The following is a 17,454-nucleotide window of genomic DNA, read 5'->3' on the forward strand; positions in this document are numbered from 1 at the left end:
TGATGACGGACCCGTTTTCCATCCTCGGCGTCGACGAGAGCGCCAGTGACGACGAGATCAAGCGGCGATACTTGACGCTGGTGCGGGACTTCCCGCCCGACCGTGAGCCGGAGCGGTTCCAGAGCTACCGTGCGGCTTTTGAAGCTCTGCACACCGAGCGCCAACGGCTCGCAGCGAAGCTGCTTGCTACGCACGACACCGCACTGACGCGGCTCAAGACGGCCAGCCTGCCGTCGCCTGAGGCGCGGCAGCAAGGGCGGGTTTCTCAAGCGCAGGTGACGGCGCTGCTGGTCGAGGGTATCGAGCAGGCGATCGCGCGATGGCAAGAGACGTCACGAACCGAGACCGCACGAACCGGCGCCGCGCGAACCAACGGTGCGTGAGCGGCGGGAAGGACGACATGGACCAATCCATCAAGGAAACGTTGCTCGAGCGGCTGCGCGCCTATCTCGATGCGGCGGACGCGCCGGAGGCCGACGTCTCGCAGGCCGCGGATGCGATCGAGATGGTAGCCGACCTCGAGAGCGATGCCGTGACCGACGAGGCGCGGGACTTGTTCTCAGTGTTCGTGGAGATCGCCGCCACCCGCAACGAGGTGCGCACCCAGTCGCGCATCGTCAAGGACGCGCTCGACCAGTTCCGCGACGTGTTCGCGACGCTGCAATCCGCCAACACAGCGCTGGACCGCGAGCTGAAGGAAGCGCATGCGCGCGCCCGCGAGCAGACCCGCACCGTTCTGCGGCCGCTGCTGCTCGACATCCTTGACGTGCGGGATCGCCTTGCCGCCGGGCTCGCGGCCGCTCCGCCGCGGCGCGCGTCGCCGTGGCGACCGTGGCGGCGACCCTCGCGCGACCCTTGGCGGGAGGGCCTGGAGATGACGTTGCAGCGGTTCGATCGGGTTCTGGCGGATCGCCGCGTCACCCCTATCGCCACCATCGGCCGCCCGTTGACGCCCAATGTTGCGCGAGTGGTGGGGACGCGAGACGATCCATTCGTCACCGAGGGACTGGTGATTGCTGAATCCCGCACTGGTTTCGAGTGGGAAGGCGAATTGCTGCGCGTCGCAGAGGTGATCGTGGCGAAACGCACGAGCGCCAAGGATAAGGGCACCAAGGATCGTTCCGATCGGGGAGATGACGAATGAGCGAGACCATTGTCGGAATCGATCTCGGGACCACCAATTCGGAGATCGCTGTTTATCGCGACGGCCGGCCCGAGATGCAGGCAGATAGCAGCGGGCGCCTGATTCTGCCGTCGGTCGTCGGGCTGGATCAGGACGGCAGCCTCCTGATCGGCGAAGCCGCGCGCAACCAGTACATCCTTCATCCCGAACGCACGGTGCGCTCGATCAAGCGGTTGATGGGTAGCGACCGCAAGGTCTCGCTCGGCCACCGAAATTATACGCCGCAGGACGTCTCGGCGATGATCCTGCGCCGCCTCAAGGAGATCGCCGAGGAGCGGCTGGGCGCGCCGGTGCGCAAGGCGGTGATCACGGTGCCGGCTTTCTTCTCCGACGCGCAACGGCAGGCCACCCGTGAAGCCGGCGAGATCGCCGGGTTCGAGGTGGCTCGCATCGTCAATGAGCCAACCGCGGCGGCGCTGGTCTACGAGGCCGCGCAGCAGCAGGGCAAGCGGGTGCTGGTTTACGATCTCGGCGGCGGCACCTTCGACGTCTCCGTGGTGCGCATCGAAGAGGGTGTGGTCGAGGTCATCGCCAGCCACGGCAACAACCATCTCGGCGGCGACGACTTCGACCATAAGATCGTCGAACACGTGCTCGACCATCTCAGGATCGAGCACAAAGTGGACGTCAGCGACAATCCGCCGGCGATGGCGCGCATCCATCGCGCCGCCGAGAACGCCAAGAAGCATCTCTCCGACCATCCGTTCGCGCGGATCGAGGAGGAATACCTCGCCGAGGTCGGCGGCAAGCCGATCCATCTCGCTCTGGAACTCGCCCGCGCCGACTACGAGGAGATGATCGCGCCGTTCATCGAGGAGACGCTGAGCGCGATCCACATCGCGCTGGAATCAGCCGCCCTGACCGCGTCGCAGATCGAGGAAGTCCTCCTGGTCGGCGGCGCAACCCGCACTCCGCTGATCCGCGACCGGCTGTTCGAAGTGTTCGGGCGGCCGGCTCGCGGCGAGGTCGATCCCGACCTGTGCGTCGCGATGGGGGCTGCCATCCAGGGCGCATCCATCGCGGGCGAGAAGGTGTCGGCCGTGCTGGTGGACGTGACCCCTTATACGTTCGGCACCGGCGCACTCGGTGAGCTGGGCGGCACCCTCTATCCCTACTGCTTCATCCCGATCATTCCCAAGAACACGCCGATCCCGGTGCGCAAGAGCGAGGCGTTCGTGACCATCAACGACAATCAGAAGGTCGTCGAGGTTCGCATCTATCAGGGCGAGAACGAGGACGCCCTGGAAAACATCCAGATCGGCGAGTTCCGCGTCGAGGACCTCGCCGACGTGCCGGCCGGCAACACCATCATCCTGGATCTCGCGTTGGACCGCGACGGCATCCTGCACATATCCGCCAAGGAGAAGACGACCGGGCTCGAACGGCGGATCACCATCGACAAGGCGATGTCGCGCTATGAGAAGGCAGAGATCGAGGAGGCCCGTCGGCACATCGACCGTCTGTTCGGCGAGTCCACTGACCAGATAGTGACGGACGTCGAGGGGGCCGCCCCGGTCGACCCGAAACTCGAGACCCTGCTCGTCAAGGCGCGCGCCAAACTCGACGGCGCGGTCGCGGAGGACCGCACCGAGATCGTCGATCTGATTGAAACCATCGAGGATAGCCGGGCGAGCGGCGACGACGCCAGGCTCGCCGACACGGTGCTGCGGCTCGATGATCTTCTGTTCTATCTTGAGACCTGATCCGGAGCGGCGCGTCATGATCACCGGGGTCTTGGACCAGTGCCCGATCTGCGGCGCGCGGCTCAGCGGCGGCGACACCTGTCGGCGCTGCCGGGCGGAGCTTGAAACTGTCCACCGCATCGCGCAGCAGAGCGCGACGCTGGTGGGGGCCGGCCTTCAAAGCCTCGCCACTGGCGACTGGGCCGCCGCCGTCTGCCTGCTCCGCCGCGCCAGCACATTGCGGGCAACACCCGATCTCGCCTGGATCCTGTCGGCGCTCGCCGACGGTGAGGCGCCCGACGGCAGACGAACTGAGCCCGATCCGACCGCTACTCGGAGCGCCGGGCCGACGGCCTGATCGGGGTGGATCAGTCGAACTTCCGGTATCAGCCCGAAACCGGGGTGAATACGGCGATCCCCGCGCCTGCGCGCGAGCGCGCCGTGAGCACGTTTGAAAAGGCCAACATCCTGCAGAGCGGTTCGACGAGTATGTGAGCGGCCTGCACGAAGACGTTATGAAGCTCAGGGGAAGGGCGATCGGCCCCATAGATCTGCTGCGGCTAACGGCGAAGAAACGGGTCGTGTATCATGCGGTCTGACTTTTCAAAGCGGGTGGTCTGCAACGAATCGTGATCTGAGCTAAGGTCTACTACAGACGATTTAGCTCACTCTGTTTCCGCGACTGGTTTCAGGTCTCGCCGCTGATGCGTCGTTCCTCGCCGAGCGGCACAATCCAGCCGCCTGCGCGGTCATATCGGGCAAAGTCATCAGGATGCACGATGGTAGCTAGGCGGTTGCGCACGGCGTCAGGCTCTGCGTCGATGGCTACGCGAATGAGATCGCGCTCGATCCCGACAAAGACCGGCCGGAGGTTGAGGCGAGCGAGCGCTTCCTGGTCGGCGGGCGCGACATCGGCGTCGGTGATTGCTCCCGCGCGGGTAACGATGCCGCCGACAAGCCCGCCGATGGCGCTTGCCTCTTCCACGTCCCGTGCCGATGCGGCATCGAGCAGCACTCGCGCGAGTCCGAGATCGTCCTGGAGCCTTCGGGCAAATGGTTGATGCGTGAGACGATGGAGGGCGCCTGCCAATTCGGCATGACCGAGCGGCTTGATCAGGTTGGCGATATGCAGCCGAAGAAGGCCGATGAACAGCGCGTTCTTTTCTTCGGGAGCGACGGGCTCGCCTTCATCGACGGGATCGCGGACCGAGAGATGGACATCGGCTGGACCAGCTACAGCCATTCCCCAGCGCGTTGCGATCGCGATGCGCTTCACCGTGACTTTGCGGCCTTGGGCGGTGACATCGATCCGTCCAGCCTGCGTCCATGCGCGATCCAGCGCCTTCGCGGGTTCTGCCACATCATGGCAGCCTTTCGCCTCGGCCACCGTTAGGGAGGAAAGGTCAGAGGCACAGGCGATCCAGTCGGGCAGGTCGCCGCGAAACGGGCGCTTGACCTTGACCTGTCTGCGGCGGTCCAGGTCGATGGTTCGGCTGCCGAGATGTGCAAAGATCGAAAGATTGAAGTGTCGCTCGAGATAGGCGCGGGCGACGAAGCGTCCAAACAGACCCGAGAGCGCAACTTTGACTTCGCGCGCCTGTCCAAGCGGCTCCCTGAAGATGAAAGGCGTTCCGGCGCCGGTCGGCGCCAGCAGTTCGTCGAGAATGGACCACGCGCCATAGGCGGCGCCGGGTGTCTGCAGCACCTCCCGAATGCCGGCATCCTCGATATCGGAGACTTCAAGGTCGACGGTCGGGCCGGCGACGGGGCTCGCGGCCGCAGGGTCGAAGCTATGAAGGAATGTCCGAGTCAAAGCGCCAGCGCTCGTTTGAGGTCATCGTGCTCGAAAGCGCTGGCCATGCGATTGATCTCGGCGGCGCGGGCGCCGACGGCTTTGGCGGTGTCGCGCCAGGTAGCGGTCGCGGTCGCGACTTCCTTGATGATCGCGCGGGCCTGCGGCAGCGTGAGCCCGAAATATTCCGACGTGGCCTCGAGCAGATCGAGCGAGCAGGTGCCTTCGTCGAGGTCGATGTTCGTCGTCAGCACCCGCGCCTTCACATCGGTGGGCACTGGATTGAGATCGTAAGCCGGAGAGAGCGACCATCCCGCCTTTCCCAGCCACAGGAAACCGTGGTTGCGTAAATGATCATCGACATTGGAGATCAGCACGTTGAAAACGACGCGCCGGTAGAGGGCATGAGCGTCCGTCCTTCCTTGCGCGCCATGCTGCGCGAGAGCGTCGACTATCTCCGGATAGCTGCCGCGCTCGCCGTCTTTGGCGCTCATCATCGCCATGGCGGACAGGAACGGGATGCGAACGGCGTCATTTCGATCAAAGCGTCGTGACAGCATGACGGCCTTGCCGGCCACCTCGATCAGTTCGTGTTGCGGGGTGGCGATGCCAGCCTTGCTGGCGAGCCGCAGCGCAATCTCTTCCCAGGTCTCCATGCTATAGTCGTCGGTCTCCTTTGGAAACTTGGCGATCGAGAGATGACCGTGTTGGTCGACGACCGAGGCCTTCGGCCGGGCGCCGCCGAGAGAGGAGCCTGGAGCGAAGATGAGCTGGAGATCTTCGTCCGTTTCCTCGTCGCGGAGAATGCGCTCGGTGATCTGGAGCAGTCGGCCGAGTTCGATCAGGGCGGGCACACCGGCGCGGATCGGTGCCTGGAAGGTTTCTTCGCCGACCCAGCGAAAGCGGAGGGCGCCAAGCCGCGTTTCGTCGGCAACGCCGAGCAGATAGTCACTTTCTGCAAGCGTGCGAACGGCGCGGCCTTCGCGATCGGCGAGGCGGCGTTCGGCGCGCTGCATGAGACGGCGGCCCCAGGTGTCAGGCGCGGAGTCGCCGATGGAGCCGAAAGTAGCCAGTCCGGCAGGAGGAGCAAAGGCGCCGCGCGTCAGGGCGAGGGCGGGTTCCAGGGAGAACCGGTCCGGATCATCAAGCCACGCGCCATCGTACTCGAAAAGGATGGTCTCCGAGCCGCGAGCGCGATTGCTTCTGGCCAATCCGATGCGGCGCGTGTGGCCGCCGAGATCAATATGCACCTCGAAGTCAGCCATTGCGTGAGGCTCCGGTCTTGCGTTTGACGTGGATATGCTTGGGCAGCTCGGCGCTGGCGAGCGCCTGGCCGACGCTGTCGTTGCTGATGTCGGCGACTTTGATCAAGCCGTCGAGCAGGCCGAGTGCCTGAAGAACGCCGGCATAGATGCCAATGCTGACGTTGGTGTCGCCGGCTTCGACCCTTTGCAGTGTCGAGCGGGACGTGAAGGCGCGCTCGGCCACGACCGCCATCGGCAGCCGCCGGCGCCGCCGGGCATCGTGGATGTCGGCGCCGAGCTTGCGCAGGGCCCGTCGAACGGCGGCGGGAGGATTGTGGGGGGTCGGCATTTGACACCTTCGTGCTACAGATTTATAAGATGTGTAGCACGAAGCTTACAAATCCTCTAGTTGGCCAACGCCGGTATTACCGTAGTGGATGGTCGCCAAAGCGTATATATCGGCCAAGGAGAGGGCCTATTGGTTGAGAACTGTCAAAAACCCGGCGTAGTCTCCGAAAGTCGGTATTCGCATCTCGGGATGTGTTTCGGCGTGGGGTCTCAACCATCATCGGCGTGGGGGTCCCATCATTTCAATTTAATGAAATCAATGGCCTGAAGCGGTCCCGACGACGCCGATGGGGGGCATTTTTCGATCAGCATTCACAAACAGATCCGGTTGCCGCCTTTTTTGCGTCGTCTTGGACATGGGCTCCTCCCTCGACGGGAGGCGATTCCTCCCGACGCGAGGCTACGAGGACGTCAAGGAACGTGCGAAGGCTCAAGAAGTCGGTCCACTGGGAGAAACGGATCAGCTATAACTTTAGCCGATGCTGCTTCGGGCTCCGTCATCCATGCCGGCAGAAGATGGAGACGGCCGTTCTCGCGGCGAACCGTGAAGTGGCGATGGCCATCGTGGATTTGTTAGCCGAGCACGACCAGGTCCCGGCCAGCGTCAGGATGGAATGGATATGTTACTCGAACGTCGTTGCCCGAAATCCCTGCATCATGCAGCCCCTTCGGAAGGCGGCGCCGAGACATGGGCCATTCTCGCGTCGCTTATCAACACGGCAAAGCTGCAAGACATCGACCCGCGGCACTATCTGACCGATGTTCTTGAGCGCATCGTCTCCGGTCGTACAAAGATCAATCAGCTGAACATGCTGTTGCCGTGGAATTGGAAGGCCGAGCGCGACAGTCCGCAGGCAAAGCTCGCCGCCTGATCAGTTCGACGGCAGGGCATCTGGAACTTCCTCCGCATCGCTGGTGTCGTCATAGATCTCCTCGCGGATCACGCGCAGCGTCACCTCGTGCAGATAGACTTGCAGCGCCTTCTCCAGCTCGGTGAACTCCGGTAGCAGAACCTTGTCGACGAAGCCTCGTGACGCACGGATCATCACCGTGTTGCGTCGCTGGCGGTGATAACGAAACGGCCGCAGCCCGTATCGGCGGCAAAGCGCCAAGAACAGGTGCCGCGACCATTGGTCAGGAAGTGACAATTGCTGCTCGATCGGCGGATCGTGGCGAGCCACTTCCTCGACCCGAGCACGCACGCGCTGTAGCGTAGCTTCCGCCGCGAGGCGCTCACCGGCAGTTCCGGCACCCGCGAACAACGCCTCGATCTTCCGAAGCTTCTCGCGTAGCTGCGACTCGCTGGTCATTCCGAGGTCCCCCGTTACCCGCTCTAACCCACGATCACCCCATCACCACGTGCCTGCGGCGTCAATCATCCCGACCGCGCTATCCCGAGCATTCCGCGCGAGTCAAGGTCCGGTATGGTGATCCTCTCGTGACGCTCACACTGAAACTGCCCGCAATCTATGATGGCCTCAGGCAGAACGAGCTCGCGCTGGCCTCGATCATGGCAGCGCGCACACTGCTTCGTCATCGAGGTGCATAGCGGGACCGACTACTCCACAGTTGTTGGCTTCGATGACAACTACGTCGCGCGGCTCGGCTCCTTTCTCATGATCCTCGCACAAACTGAGTATGTCGTCGCCGAAGTGGTTGGCCTGAGAGAGTGGGGACGGCCCCGGTGGCGGCGATGGTCAGATGGACAAGGCAAACTCGGCTAAATTCCTGGACGTCGGCTAACTGGCGGTCGGACCTGCCGTCGAATATTGACAACCGACGTGTTGTCTTCCCCCGCATTGGGACTCACGAGCGGGCAGCACTGATATCCGTGATCTGTTCGACGAAGACGGCAGCTGTCTTGCCGATACGGGCCTACCGCCTTTGTGGTGCGTCAAGGAGATAATGGCCAGCGCCGACGTCACCTATATATGGCGGCGATGCCGAACGGTCCGCGGCCAGGTTTTGGCGTGAGTGCAGCGCCAGCCGTACGCCGTGATTGTTCTCGAAAGGCGTCACTCATGGAAACCGGAGCGACGACGCTCTCGCCAAACGGACGGCAGTACTTGTCGTGCATGGGATGGGCACCTAGCCCGTCTTATTCGCGAGAGGGCGCCTGAGAGGCTGGCGAGCGTGGTGTAAAGCGCTGATGCGGCGTAGGATTCGGTTGCGAAGCCAACCCCATCACCTCAACCGCGAACGCCACGCCCGCCATGACCGATGATACGATTCTGCCCTTCTCGTTTCCAGCCGTTCACGCCAAGAAAGTCACAGCTGCCTTCGATGGTGGACGCCTAACCTCGAATGGGGGCGTGATGCTTCTGGCGATGGCCGAGCGGCGTCTCGGTTTGGCCGACAATTTGGCCCGGGTGTTCCCGGATCGGCGCGATCCGACGCGGGTCGTGCACAGCCTTGTCGATATGTTCCGCGCGCGCATGTTCGCGATCTGCTGCGGCTACGAGGACGCCGACGACCTTACGTGATCCGACTGACCTACACTTTGGTCAACGCATGGATGGATAGCTACCCGCGCGCGCCGGCATCCGTCACGCTCGACATCGATGATACCTGCGATGTCGTCCACGGCCATCAGCAGCTCTCGCTGTTCAACGCTCATTATGACGAACGCTGCTTCCTGCCGATCCACGTCTACGACACGGAGAAGAGCCGGCCCGTGGCGGTCGTGCTGCGGCCCGGCAAGACGCCGGGCGGCGTCGAGGTGCGTGCCCATCTGCGCCGCCTGATACGGCATATCCGGACGCGGTGGCACAAGACGCGAATTACGTTCCGTGGCGACGGGCACTATGCTCGGCCGGAGGCCATGACGTGGTGCGAGTGTGTTTCGGCGTGGGGTCTCAACCATGATCGGCGTGGGGGTCCCATCGTTTCAATTCAATGAAATCAATGGCCTGAAGGGGTCCCGACGACGCCGATGGGGATCATTTTTCGATCAGCATTCACAACTGAGATCCAGACAGGCTGTCGGTCTGGGCTGAGCGCGGCAGAGGGCCAGGATGGGCTCGGAGATCTCCCGCGGGGAGGTGGTAAAGGTTTTCTGAAAGATCTCAGTTCGTATCGCCAGCATGACCTCCATTCCCGTTTTGGGCCTGAAAGGAGGATTATCGTTCTTGAGGCGACAGAACGAGCTAAGATATTGATCTATCGTATCAATATCCCCATATTTAGTTGAATAAGACGCTTGCTGGTCGGAGGTCAGGTTCCTTAGACCTTGGCGATTTTCCGGGTTTTTTGCCCCGTTGCCCGAGCTTATCGGAACTGCTAGTTTGAACGGACAGGGAACATCCGCCGTCCAGAGGATTGGTGAGAAGCTGGATTTTTAAGGGTCGATGCCTTATTTTCCACCCTGAGATAGGCACTGGTCGAGAACCATGAGCGTCCGGATCAACCGGGAATACGTGAACGACACCGCGAAGCTGATCATGCATCGGCTTATTGCGCGGCAGATCGGCCGTGACCCGTCGCTGGTCGAAAGGGCGAAGGATTCTTTGGCCCATAACTCTCAGCGTTTCGAAGGCTACGCTTTCGTTTGCGAGTGGTCGGACATGCTTGGCTTTCCTCCTTCTACGGTCCGCCGCCGTCTGACGAGCCGCGACGAAGAGATGACGCGTCTGCGTCTGTCCTCACCTTTCGTTTTGGCGGAAGGCATCAATTTCGAGGACGACACTCTGCGCCGTCGTATCTGGAAGGCGGCGAAGCGGATTGCCGAGAGATCTGCGATCCATCAGACCGCGGCGCTTCCGCGGATGGCTGCGTGACACAAAACTCGTTTGTTCGCACTATTGAAGACCTTGTCGAGACAGTCAGGGTGATCGCCCGGCTGTTTAAAACCGACAAGGTCTTCATCATCGGCAGCCAAAGCATCTTGCTTTCATGGCCAGACGCCCCAGTCGTCCTACGCACCTCTGGCGAAATCGACGCTTATCCGGAGAACGCGAAGATTTGGGAGATTCAGCAGAAGGAACTGGATCCCGAAGACGATCCAGAGGCTTCAGAAGAGATCAATGCCCTCTATGGCGAGGGCTCTAAATTCCATCGCGAGCACGGCTTCTATATCGACGGTGTCGACGAGAACACCGCGCGGCTTCCTGACGATTGGAATAAGCGGACGATCACCAAGACGGTCGACGTCGACGATCGAAAGGTCCTAGCCGTTGCCCCATGTCCTGAGGACATCATCGTATCCAAACTCGCTCGCTTGTCCGACAAGGACAAGGAGTTCGTGGAAGGCTACCACCAGGCGCGACCGTTCGATCGCGAGCTCGTTGTCGAGCGCATCAAGGCGACGAAGCTTGAGGCCGAACTTCAGAAGCGAGCCATAAACTTCGTGCGCGACCTTGCGGATACGCCGAAAGCAGATGCTGCGGCAGGCAAGACGGTCGGATCATAGCCGTTGCCGGCTGTGTAACCTATCGCGCCTTAGATTCAGCGTCGGGAGCGAGAGAGAATTGTTCCGCGCGTTGCAACCGAATGACTTGTCCCATAGCGGGTCCCCAACTCTCTAAATTATGCTGCACGCACGTTCGTCAGAAACCGCGCGACTTGATCTTTCAGGCGGATGCGTCGTATGACCACGACTGGCCGCAGACAGCACTTGAGTCGAAGCAGATCCGGTCTCCGACGCGCCTTGCTGGACGTTGACGATGTTGCTGCTGACTTGCTCGGTACCCTGGACCGAGCTATGGCTGATTCTGGGTGGCGTGGCCTGATCAGGCGGCGTGGCTTTCAGTGGTCGGAATGACCTCGATGCCGTCGGTCAACTTGAACACCATCAGCTTCGCGGTTTTCGGCGAGAGCGATCCTTTCGTCCGCACCGTGAAATGCAGCACAAGCTCGCGACGTATCAGGATGTCGCAATGGCCATGGGCCAGACTTGAACGGAGAGCCGTATGCGCTGAAAGGAGCCGTACGGTTCGGGGAGAAGAAGCGCTTATGCGCTTCTTCCTCCATTTCCGATGCGGCGTGGCTTCCTCGCGGCGGTCGTTGATGTGTCCAGCCGACGTTGCATCATCGACACCGCCAACGATCCCAACGAAATCAGTGTACGAGAATGTCACCCGGGCGCTGAATCCCGCCGACCAGTTCGAGGCGTTCAGGAGGCTTGCTGAGGAGCGTGGCTTTGGCGCGGAGGAGATCGCAGCGCGCTTCGGGGTGACGCCGCATGTGGTGCGGCAACACCTCCGGTTGGGGGCGGTCTCCCCAAAATTGATCCAGCTGTATCGCGATGGCGATCTGCCCCTTGAGCAGTTGATGGCCTTTGCCATCACCAACGATCGGGCGCGGCAGCCAGATCGCAATGCCTGACCAGAGACCGGGATTGGCGTTGGCTTCGATAACGAAGATATGCCCGTGGTTGTCGACGCGAAGATCGATCTTGGCGTAGCCGCGCAGGCCAAGCAACTCAGCGGTCTGCCGGCAGGTCAGCGCCATTTCCGTGGCCATCCGGCGCGGAAGCCGCGCCATTCGCTGTGAAACCTCAAAGACCCGGCGGCGCCTGCCTGCGGCATAATACGGCTCGCTCTTGAAGCCGTGACCGGCGGCGGCTCCCTCGAAATGCAGCTCGGCGATCGCCGTCACCGCAAACGACTGACCCCGCTCGACAAGGCCAACTTGGAACTCGCGGCCGATGACGAATGCATCGCACATCGAGGGCACCTCGAAGCGTTGCCAGATTCGGTCAGCCTGCACCCGCGCCTGTTCCCAGTTGTCGACCACGCTACGCTCGCGAATCCCGTCGGAGTTGGCCAGCGCCACTGGCTTCACGATCGATGGGATGGAGATTTCAGATCTCGCGGCCCGGTTGCGCGGTGACAACACGGTGAAGCGGGGGACGCGGGCAAACAACCGGCGGAACAGTTCGATTTTCCGGGTCGAGGGCGAGTTGTTGGTGACAGGGGCATCGACTAACAATGGCCGTTCGGCAGCACGATTATCGCATATCAGCTTTTGCTCAAGCCTTTCCAGCTCATGCTCAAGCTGCATCCGCCCGATATCCAGATCGGCCAGCCGCCGCCGGACACGTGCAATTTCTTCTGAGATGTCATCCTTATTCACCAAAATCGCAGCTCACGCTCCAAGCTCCTTGCCACCGATCAACATAGACCAAAAGCGGCTCGGGCTTAAGGAGGACAGTACGTGCCGCGGCTGTTCAACGCTTGGATTTATGCGGAGCATAAACTGCCAGAATCGGCGGAAAACCAGGCATCACAGGGCGGCACTCCGCATAATCCTGCTCTCCGCATATCGATGTTGGAGCTCCGCATAACATCGAGCTCGGCGCCGCCTGGAAGAAGACCGCCCGCGACAGCGAGCGCGAATACCACTCGGTCAAGCTCGACCATCCGACCTCTCCGGCCCCGATCTGGTCCCGCCCGCAACCAGCGTGGATGGCTTTTGGCACGCATGCGCGCAAGCTACGGATCCGCTGTTGAGCCTTTACGCATTCCCTGGGTCTGCTTCTACGGCTTGGGCCTGTTCGTTCCTTCTCGCGCAGCCAAGCGAAGCTCCAACTCTCTGAACTGCTCGATCAGCAGGTCCACGATCTCTTCGTAGTCAGATGGCGTTAGTGAATGCACGCCGCGTAACGCCATTTGATTCTGAAGGATCGTCGCCATCATGGCCTTGACGTTCATGGGACCTCGCCTGGAAATAAGATCGTCATCCAATTCAATCTGAAATAGATGCCAAACATCATCGATGTGCAACGTCCGTAGAATTACGGGCAACACGTAGAGCCGCGAGATGTTCGCAGCGCACAAACAGACGATGCGCTACGGGACGGCCCACCTTTCCGGCACTGCTCCCAGTGCTCCAAAATCTTGTTGGCAGAGGACCAGCGGGAGCTTCGGCTGCTATGCGAACGTATAGCTTCCGAAGGAACGCGTCCCCTGCCAGTCATTTTTAGGCCAATGCGATGACGAGGAACAGGCGAGGCATGGGAGGTCCACGTTTGGTCACACGCGAGCCTGTTCAAATGAATCTCGCCATCCTGATTGGGACTGTACTGCGCCTTTCAGACCAGGAACGTGGAGATCGCAGCCAAAGCTTGGCAGCACGCTCAACACGATACGGGCTGAGCCAGGGTCTGGCCGGGGATAGCTCTTCGACAGAACCGCGTGAAATCGAAGCTGAGAGGTTGATTGAAGTTGACTCGCTGTTCTCCCCGCTGGACCAAACGAGAAGACGAATTGCTGCGCGAGCTTGTTGATGCAGGCACGCCTGTGAAATCCATTTGCGAAACGCTCAACAGGTCCGAACCAGAGCTTCGCAGGCGCGGCTACGAGATTGGCCTACCGAGGAAATGGTTTAAGCAAACAGATGCCATCTGATGCTAAGGCGGCGCTCGGCTATAGGCAATTCTTCTTCAACCGGCCCCATAGTAATAGTGGCGGCAGGAAAGACCAAATTGTCATTCAGCCCTCATCGTAAGGAGCGCCGAGATGCGGCCCCCTTTTTCTGGAAAGCCGCTTTGCTCGCAGATTGATGTCGCCTGGTTTCGCTTTTGCAAAGAGCCCAATCGCGCTGCCCCTTTCCGGAGACGTCCCACTTTAAGTGTAGCAGCAACGTGATTGCACCCTGAACGGAACGTTGGTTTGGACATCTCTAGGGAAGAACGTTTGCGCTGAGGGCAGACCCGTGATTGTTCAGACAAGTCGCCCGAGCTTCGTTCATAGTGACCCGTCTACTGGTGATCCGCTGCCATCGCGACTTTTGGAATATATCCCAACTGCTGTTCCAGGTCAGCCAACGTTAGGCGAGCAGAATCCAATCTCGCACTCGCCTCGACCAGGGCGTTCTGCGTATCCGCCGACCGCGAAACTGCTGTGGAGGCGATCTCACACAGGCTGTGCTTGAGTTGCGGTGACGCCTTGTCTCGCACAGCACGCTCCAAATCGAGCAGCGTGCTCGTCACCGCTCGATCCGCGGAAGCATCCTCTCGCTCCAGCTTTTCCGCCAGTTCGAGCGCCGCGCGATAGTGTCGTATCGCTGCAACCACTCTGCTTTCGAGATCGGTATCATCGCTCATCTGCTTTTCTCCTCGCGAATCGTTGAACAGTTTGTGCCGGCCTGAACGGGCAAAAATTAGACGGCTAGGCGAGGTGATGATGAAATCACCGTCTAGAACATTTGGCGGGACCTATGTATTCACCTTTGGACAATGGCAAGCGTCCGATCACTTGTCCGTCCTTCTTTTATCGGGCAGCTATGAGCTCCCTGGGGAACGCGTTGATCGTGGTGCGTTTTGAACAGCCAAAGAAACCTTGACCCAAGCGCAACTGAAGCCGGGTTCTAATAGCCTTGCGGACTGGGGACCGTCATCGCGCAGCGCTCGTTGGCCTATGACCAGCCGCGCAGCAGCGCGCGCATCTGCACATGCGTTCAGAGGGCGTCGGAGCGTGGCTGTCTTCCTCAAACTGAGGGCCGAGACAATGTAAGGAATGGTCGGTCACCTCTACGTTCGAGGTTGGTTTTGCACGGGGGACATGGCTTCTTATCGCAAGGCGCGGCGGCCGGTAGTAGCCTTGGTAGCGCTGGCTCGCAAACGAGCCGATCGTTGAGCCCGCGGTTGCTGTCGTTGTGGATGCGCTCCGTCTCGGCTTTCCGTTCCCGGACAATATTGCCGTCGCCGCACGTCCCTTCTTTCTCTGCTTTGGAACCGGCCGGTCTGTTGGAGGCCGGCCACGTCTTCCCCCCCTCGCCGCTTTCATGATCATCAGCGACGGCTACCGGCTTCTCGCCGGTAGAACCTGTTCTCGCCGACGCAGGCCCGCATGTCGACGCGCCGGAACCAGATGGCGCGACCGCAGCGTAGCGGCGGGTTGCCCGCCGTGAAGATGATCTGTTCGTCGGTCCGCATGCGCAGCACCTCATGCGGCAGCAGCAGCGGCCGGCGCGCAAGCTGTTTGGACCGCGTGCGAGAGGAACCCGACATCTGCGAGGATTGGGTCAACTGATCAACCTCGACCGTCGTGTCACCGCAGCGCTTCGAAATGTAGTCGGCGGTGTCGGGATCGTTGATCGCCGAGAAGGAAATCCAGGATGCGCTCTCGAACCATTTGCTTGTGGCATCACGTCCGCCATAGGCCTCGCGCATTTGGCCGATCGACTGGTAGAGCATCAAGAGGGTGATGCCGTATTTGCGGCCCGCATCGCGCGCAGTTTCGAGAATGCGTAAGTAGCCGAGGCGAGCGACCTCATCGAGCAGGAACAGGGTCCTGCCGGTCACTTCGCCATTACGATTGTAGATGGCGTTAAGCAGCGCGCCGATGATGACGCGAGCAAGGCCAGCGTGGTTTTCCAGCGTCTTGAGGTCGAGATTGATGAAGACGTCCGTCCGGCCCTCCACGAGCTCGGCCGTCGTGAAGCTCGACCCCGACACCAGCGCGGCATAGTTGGCATAGGAGAGCCAGTGCGTCTCCTTCACGGCGTTGGCGTAGACGCCGCTAAAAGTCTCCGGGGTCATAGCGATGAACGGCGCGACGTTCTCCTTCACGAACTCCGATTCCGAGTTGTCGTAGATCGTCTGAAGCCGCTGGCGCAGCTTTGGCTCCGGCTCGGACAGGTTGGCGCGGACCTGGCGCAAGTGCTTATCTTTCCTTTCGGTATGACCGGACAGACAGACGTCGGCGATCAGTGCCGTCAGCAGCTGCAAGGCTGAGGCGCGAAAGAAGTCGTCCCGCGCCGAGCCCTGGCGCGGATTGTCGGTCATGACCCATGAGGCGACGGCGGCAATGTCCTCTTCCTTGGTCGCGCCGTGCTGGCCGATCCAGTCGAGCACATTGAAGCCGATCTCTGACGAGCGCGGGTCGAGCACGAAGACCTGGCGACCGGCCTCCTGCCGGTGCGCGGTCACCATCGGTGCGACCTCGTTCGAGGGGTCAAGGACCACCAGCCCGCCGCCCCATTTGAGCGCTGTCGGCACGGTCACGGATGTCGTTTTGAAGCCGCCGGAACCTGCGAACACGATGCCGTGCGAGGAGCCGAAGGACGCATCGAAGCAAAGCAGGGGAGACTTGCCGCCGGCGCCCCAGGTCTCAGGGTCGTCGGCGCGGAAGGATTGGTCGGCGACCGCATCCCGGTCGACGCGATAGCGCTCCCCGACCACGATGCCACCTGCCTCCGGGAACAGCCGCGCAGCCTCGGTCATCGCCATCCAGTCGGACTCGCCATGGATCGCGCGCCGGCCCCGGATGCGGCGCGGTTCAGCGGCCGCGAAGGCGGCATTGCCCCTCATGGCCACCCGCAACCCGAACACGGCCGCGAGCGCCGCGATCGTCGCTCCGATGATGGTCGCGGGATCGGCAAAAGCGACAAGCCGGTCATCACCGGTCAGGGCACGGGCGAAGGAATGCAGGCGCGCGATCTCGCGCAACGCGGCGACCGCGACCACAACGAAACCTCCGAGCACGACGCTCCAGCCGGCGAAGCGGATCGCCGTCGCACCAGCTGCCGCGAACAGGAAGACGACGCCGACCGCCGCGGCCATGACGTAGGGCAGGGCGATGCCGATCCGGCCGAGCACCAAGTGCGCGTTCGGGCTCGCCCCGAACTTCGACAGCCGCGCCTCGATGCCGGTGAGGGCGAGGCACAGGCCCGCCATCAGCACGGCCGGCGCGATTGCCAATACGATCTTATGGGCTCTCATGGCCGAACGCCTTCGCGCCGATCGCCGTCAGGCGCTCGCGTTCTGCCTCGTTGCCGCGCAGGCGGTTCGAAGCATCGATCAGCAGGCCCAGCAGCAGCGCGCGCTTCTCGTAGCGTAGCCCGGCCTTGGCGATCAGGCCGCCGAGCTCGATCTTCTCCCTTGTGTCCTTCTTGCGGGCGTCAGTGGCGTCGGAGCGGCGCATGCGTTCAGCCCTGTTCAGCCAGATCCGAAGACGCGCCAGGCGCGTCGGCCGCGGCCGCCTTGGCGGGTCTGCTCCCACCTTTGCGAAACCGGCCGGCGATCTCCTCGAAGGCCGACAGCAGAGCGCCTTCCTCGATCTCGATTTCGCCCATCCCAGCCTTGAGCGCGATGCGGCCGATGCGCTCGGCTTCGCGGGTTTCGGCCTGCCTCAGCTGATCCTGCAACCGAGCGATTTCGTCCCTGATCTGCCGCGAGGGCTTTTTCATTCCGAAAGACCTTTCCTTTCAACTTGCGCGAAGCGTCCGAAGGAAAGCCGGGCTGAGCGCGAAGCGCGACCCGGG

General features: G+C 61.8%; 15 protein-coding genes and 6 pseudogenes. 11 read left to right on the top strand and 10 right to left on the bottom strand.

All coding sequences use genetic code 11. From position 1 onward, the window contains the following. The first annotated feature begins 2 nt into the window (after positions 1–2). Genes NLM33_RS47580 through NLM33_RS47595 form a run of 4 tightly spaced genes read left to right on the top strand, consistent with a single transcriptional unit; the run spans position 3 to position 3,223 of the window. The gene (locus NLM33_RS47580; protein WP_254106442.1) at positions 3–383 is read left to right on the top strand and encodes a DnaJ domain-containing protein; all 381 of its coding nucleotides are present in this window, start codon (positions 3–5) and stop codon (positions 381–383) included. Positions 384–400: 17 nt separating this feature from the next. Beyond that, on the top strand, positions 401–1,144 hold the full coding sequence (locus NLM33_RS47585; RefSeq protein WP_254106443.1) for a nucleotide exchange factor GrpE: 744 nt from the start codon (positions 401–403) through the stop codon (positions 1,142–1,144). Continuing rightward, on the top strand, positions 1,141–2,886 hold the full coding sequence (locus NLM33_RS47590; protein ID WP_254106444.1) for an Hsp70 family protein: 1,746 nt from the start codon (positions 1,141–1,143) through the stop codon (positions 2,884–2,886). Before NLM33_RS47585 ends, NLM33_RS47590 begins: the two co-directional genes overlap by 4 nt. Further along, positions 2,876–3,223 carry a hypothetical protein gene (locus NLM33_RS47595; protein ID WP_254106445.1) on the top strand — a complete coding sequence of 116 codons (348 nt, stop codon included), beginning with the start codon at positions 2,876–2,878 and terminating at the stop codon, positions 3,221–3,223. The genes NLM33_RS47590 and NLM33_RS47595 overlap by 11 nt, the downstream gene beginning before the upstream one ends. Before the next feature lie 330 nt (positions 3,224–3,553). Here the strand turns inward: NLM33_RS47595 and NLM33_RS47600 are convergent, their stop codons facing one another. From NLM33_RS47600 to NLM33_RS47610, 3 genes are read right to left on the bottom strand one after another with little or no spacing between them, the layout of a single operon-like run. Continuing rightward, positions 3,554–4,678 (bottom strand): hypothetical protein, encoded by a 1,125-nt coding sequence (locus tag NLM33_RS47600; protein WP_254106446.1) that lies wholly within the window; start codon positions 4,676–4,678, stop codon positions 3,554–3,556. Further along, entirely contained in the window at positions 4,675–5,922 is a 1,248-nt protein-coding gene (locus tag NLM33_RS47605; RefSeq protein ID WP_254106447.1) for a type II toxin-antitoxin system HipA family toxin, read from the bottom strand. Before NLM33_RS47605 ends, NLM33_RS47600 begins: the two co-directional genes overlap by 4 nt. Further along, positions 5,915–6,250 carry a helix-turn-helix domain-containing protein gene (locus NLM33_RS47610; RefSeq protein WP_254106448.1) on the bottom strand — a complete coding sequence of 112 codons (336 nt, stop codon included), beginning with the start codon at positions 6,248–6,250 and terminating at the stop codon, positions 5,915–5,917. The genes NLM33_RS47605 and NLM33_RS47610 overlap by 8 nt, the downstream gene beginning before the upstream one ends. Positions 6,251–6,917: 667 nt before the next feature. Between NLM33_RS47610 and NLM33_RS47615 the strand changes: the two are divergent. After that, a pseudogene (locus tag NLM33_RS47615) lies at positions 6,918–7,121 on the top strand (transposase domain-containing protein); the annotation flags it as partial. On the opposite strand, the gene NLM33_RS47620 reads toward NLM33_RS47615, so the two are convergent. Further along, a complete protein-coding gene (locus tag NLM33_RS47620; RefSeq protein WP_254106449.1) occupies positions 7,122–7,559 on the bottom strand; it encodes a hypothetical protein in 438 nt (145 codons plus the stop codon). Positions 7,560–7,721: 162 nt separating this feature from the next. Between NLM33_RS47620 and NLM33_RS47625 the strand changes: the two are divergent. The 5 genes and pseudogenes from NLM33_RS47625 to NLM33_RS47650 all read left to right on the top strand — a co-directional run. After that, a pseudogene (locus tag NLM33_RS47625) lies at positions 7,722–7,986 on the top strand (hypothetical protein); the annotation flags it as partial. 476 nt (positions 7,987–8,462) lie between these two features. Next, a pseudogene (locus tag NLM33_RS47630) lies at positions 8,463–9,148 on the top strand (transposase). 517 nt (positions 9,149–9,665) lie between these two features. Beyond that, positions 9,666–10,025, top strand: coding sequence for a hypothetical protein (locus tag NLM33_RS47635; RefSeq protein WP_254106450.1), 360 nt, complete (start codon positions 9,666–9,668; stop codon positions 10,023–10,025). After that, on the top strand, positions 10,022–10,657 hold the full coding sequence (locus NLM33_RS47640; protein WP_254106451.1) for a DUF6036 family nucleotidyltransferase: 636 nt from the start codon (positions 10,022–10,024) through the stop codon (positions 10,655–10,657). Before NLM33_RS47635 ends, NLM33_RS47640 begins: the two co-directional genes overlap by 4 nt. A gap of 610 nt (positions 10,658–11,267) precedes the next feature. Next, positions 11,268–11,553: pseudogene (locus NLM33_RS47650) on the top strand (ParB/RepB/Spo0J family partition protein); the annotation flags it as partial. 33 nt (positions 11,554–11,586) lie between these two features. On the opposite strand, the pseudogene NLM33_RS47655 reads toward NLM33_RS47650, so the two are convergent. Next, positions 11,587–12,249: pseudogene (locus NLM33_RS47655) on the bottom strand (ATP-grasp domain-containing protein); the annotation flags it as partial. A gap of 254 nt (positions 12,250–12,503) precedes the next feature. Here NLM33_RS47655 and NLM33_RS47660 point away from each other — a divergent pair. Beyond that, a pseudogene (locus NLM33_RS47660) lies at positions 12,504–12,635 on the top strand (DUF736 family protein); the annotation flags it as partial. 90 nt (positions 12,636–12,725) lie between these two features. On the opposite strand, the gene NLM33_RS47665 reads toward NLM33_RS47660, so the two are convergent. The 5 genes from NLM33_RS47665 to traC form a co-directional block, all read right to left on the bottom strand. Beyond that, the gene (locus NLM33_RS47665; RefSeq protein ID WP_254106452.1) at positions 12,726–12,899 is read right to left on the bottom strand and encodes a hypothetical protein; all 174 of its coding nucleotides are present in this window, start codon (positions 12,897–12,899) and stop codon (positions 12,726–12,728) included. 1,049 nt (positions 12,900–13,948) lie between these two features. After that, a complete protein-coding gene (locus NLM33_RS47670; protein ID WP_254106453.1) occupies positions 13,949–14,293 on the bottom strand; it encodes a hypothetical protein in 345 nt (114 codons plus the stop codon). 687 nt (positions 14,294–14,980) lie between these two features. Beyond that, complete coding sequence (traG, locus tag NLM33_RS47675) at positions 14,981–16,912, bottom strand: Ti-type conjugative transfer system protein TraG (protein ID WP_254106454.1); 1,932 nt, start codon at positions 16,910–16,912, stop codon at positions 14,981–14,983. After that, positions 16,899–17,114 carry a type IV conjugative transfer system coupling protein TraD gene (gene traD, locus NLM33_RS47680; protein WP_254106455.1) on the bottom strand — a complete coding sequence of 72 codons (216 nt, stop codon included), beginning with the start codon at positions 17,112–17,114 and terminating at the stop codon, positions 16,899–16,901. The genes traG and traD overlap by 14 nt, the downstream gene beginning before the upstream one ends. A gap of 4 nt (positions 17,115–17,118) precedes the next feature. Then, positions 17,119–17,379, bottom strand: coding sequence for a conjugal transfer protein TraC (gene traC, locus NLM33_RS47685; RefSeq protein WP_254106456.1), 261 nt, complete (start codon positions 17,377–17,379; stop codon positions 17,119–17,121). Positions 17,380–17,454 lie beyond the last annotated feature (75 nt).

It is taken from the genome of Bradyrhizobium sp. CCGUVB1N3 (assembly GCF_024199925.1).
Lineage (GTDB): Bacteria > Pseudomonadota > Alphaproteobacteria > Rhizobiales > Xanthobacteraceae > Bradyrhizobium.